The 2,568-nt window shown below is 37.2% G+C and carries 3 protein-coding genes; 2 read left to right on the forward strand and 1 reads right to left on the reverse strand.

Features of this window, described 5'->3' with window-relative positions; genetic code table 11:
* Positions 1–68 precede the first annotated feature (68 nt).
* On the forward strand, positions 69–869 hold the full coding sequence (locus A5875_RS03940; protein ID WP_088932399.1) for a DUF1803 domain-containing protein: 801 nt from the start codon (positions 69–71) through the stop codon (positions 867–869).
* A gap of 4 nt (positions 870–873) precedes the next feature.
* Positions 874–1,725 (forward strand): alpha/beta hydrolase, encoded by an 852-nt coding sequence (locus A5875_RS03945; protein WP_088932400.1) that lies wholly within the window; start codon positions 874–876, stop codon positions 1,723–1,725.
* A 13-nt stretch (positions 1,726–1,738) separates the two neighbouring features.
* Here A5875_RS03945 and A5875_RS03950 read toward each other — a convergent pair whose 3' ends face one another.
* Complete coding sequence (locus A5875_RS03950) at positions 1,739–2,293, reverse strand: DUF2179 domain-containing protein (protein WP_088932401.1); 555 nt, start codon at positions 2,291–2,293, stop codon at positions 1,739–1,741.
* Positions 2,294–2,568: the final 275 nt, after the last annotated feature.

The following is a 2,568-nucleotide window of genomic DNA, read 5'->3' on the forward strand; positions in this document are numbered from 1 at the left end:
AATAGCAGAGGCCTGTATACTATTTTTGTTTTTACGTTAAAAAAATACCAACGAGAGAGGAGCTTGAGATGCAAATCTATACTTATAATAAAAAACTTCAGCAATCTTTACAGCGTACTGAAATCCAAGAATTGTTGAATTATTTTCTAGAATTCCAAGAGCCGGTGATCTTGCGTGAGATTCGAAAAAACTTTCCGAATCAAAAGCATCTAGATAAGAATCTAGATTTTTTGATTGATAATGATATTGTGTCCCGTCAAGATCGACGTTACCAGCTTTCTTTAACGACAGTAACAGAATATCCGACGACTGAATTAGTTGAGAAATTTATTCAAACAGCTAATAATAAGTACACAACTGAAGAATTACTAGTTTGGTTAGGGGAAGAACTGCGCCTTGCTGAGTTAAGCGATACAATAGCGATTGATTTCATGTTACCGATATCTAATCGATTGGAAAATTCACACTTTCAATTGGTGACGATTAATCGCGGAGAAAAACTCGCGGAAACTTTGCCAAATTATTTTGAGAATATAGATCAACCAAAGTTATTTCCGAATCTGGCAGCGTTGATCGGCGATGTGAATCCGGAATTTTTCAGCAATCAATTAAGTTTGATTCTTGATCAAGTGATTATTGGGAAGAAACCAAGAAGAGAATCAATCTTTTTGGATAGTCTGTTAACAACGCAGGTGATTACTTCTCGCCCTGAATGGCAGTTGAACATACCGTTTTACACTAAGACCATTTCACCAGATTTTGTTCAGAAAATGGATAAGAGAACACGCTTCTTTTTTATTCAGCAATTAACGGAAAGATTATTAGGCGAAAGAGAAAGTTTTACTTATTTAATAAAAAAGAAGGCATGAGTGAATGCAACGAATTATTAAGGGAATCATTTTGGTTGTAAGTTTTTTATTAGTGTTTGGGGGGATTTTTTATGCGAAGGTACGTTACTTTAGTCCTGGCACACTGGTAAAACAAAAAGATGTTCATTATTCAAATGTTCCGACCGTTTTTATTCATGGCTATGAAGGGAATTCTTTTTCTTTTGGTCCGCTTTTGCGGCGATTTGAACGAGAAAATGTTGCGAAGCGTGAAATGACCATTGTGGTGCAAAAAGATGGCAAGCTGAGCATTGAAGGAAAATTAAAGAATAGGAACGATAATCCAACTATCATGGTTCTTTTTGCAAAGGACGTGACTGATGAAATTACTCAGAGTAAATGGATTGATAAAGTCATGCGTTACTTGTACCAAAAGAAGGTTAGGCGCGTCAATCTTGTCAGTCATTCTATGGGCGGCGTTTCTTCGTTACGCTACTTATTAGAGTATGCTGGAGAGAAGACACCGATTACCGAGCATTTTGTTGCGATTGCGGCACCATTCAATGATTTAGAGATCGCTGAGGATACCGAAGAGATTTTTGCCTATGAATTAACAGAAAAAGGACCAAGCGGGGAGACTCCGATCTATCAATATTTTGATCAGGCGATGAATCAATTGCCGACGAATCTGCATGTGCTTGATGTAGCTGGGGATTTGAAGGATGGAACAGAAAGCGACGGCTCAGTATCCACCCACAGCGCCTTTGCTCTGCGCCTATTATTCCAAAAACATGCGAGAAGTTATCAGGAGCTGACGGTCACAGGAAAAAGCGGGGGACACTCAGCAATAACTAAAAGCGCTAAGTTGGAAAAACAATTAATCAAATTTATCTGGTAAAAACAGCTTGAAGCTAGGGCTTCAAGCTGTTTTTTTGCCGTTTACGAACTTTTTTCGTCCAAAATCCGCCGGAAATATATTTTGGTTCATAAGAGATAATAAAAGCCCGTTCCTCAACTTCTTTGATCAAGGCATAGAGTGAGCGTTCATTTTTACGCGGCGATAAAATTTCTAAGACCATTCGTCCGCCTTCTAGTCCTTCACCGTAAGATTGCGTGACACCATAGCCGTTCTCCCTAAGAAAGCGCGGCAGGCTTGCTTCCTGATCCGTATTTGTCGGTAAAATGACTGTGACCATGATGTAGCCTAATGCTAACTTATCCTCGATTTTTATTCCAACACTGATACCGATGGCATAACCCAATGCGTAGGTCAGCAGGTTGAGGGGATTATCTAAGCGATCCAGAACCAGTGAAAGTCCGAGTATATAGATAGTAATCTCAACCATACTCATCAAAGGCGCTAATATGCGGTAGCCTTTCATTGTAAGCATAAAACGGAGTGTATTTAATGTGACGTATGCAAAATTGATAAAAAAGATCATCGCCAGCATTTTTATATCAATCATTATTCGACCTCCCAAAGCATGTGATTTTTTACTGTTTAAAGCCCATTGCTCTTCATTTTTCTTTACCACCATTAGCCTAACGATTATTTTGTCAAAAGGCAAACATAAGGAAAGAAGCATAAAAGAAATTCTTTATTATTTGTCAAAAAAACAGATTATGAAAATAATAAATGTTATTTATTGACGAAAAAATGAATTATTTTAAAGAATTGAAAATTTTATCTTCTATTTTAAATCTTATTATAATATAATGTTAGGTAGGGGCATTTAATAAT

This window comes from Enterococcus sp. 3H8_DIV0648, assembly GCF_002140655.1.
Taxonomy (GTDB): domain Bacteria; phylum Bacillota; class Bacilli; order Lactobacillales; family Enterococcaceae; genus Enterococcus_A; species Enterococcus_A hulanensis.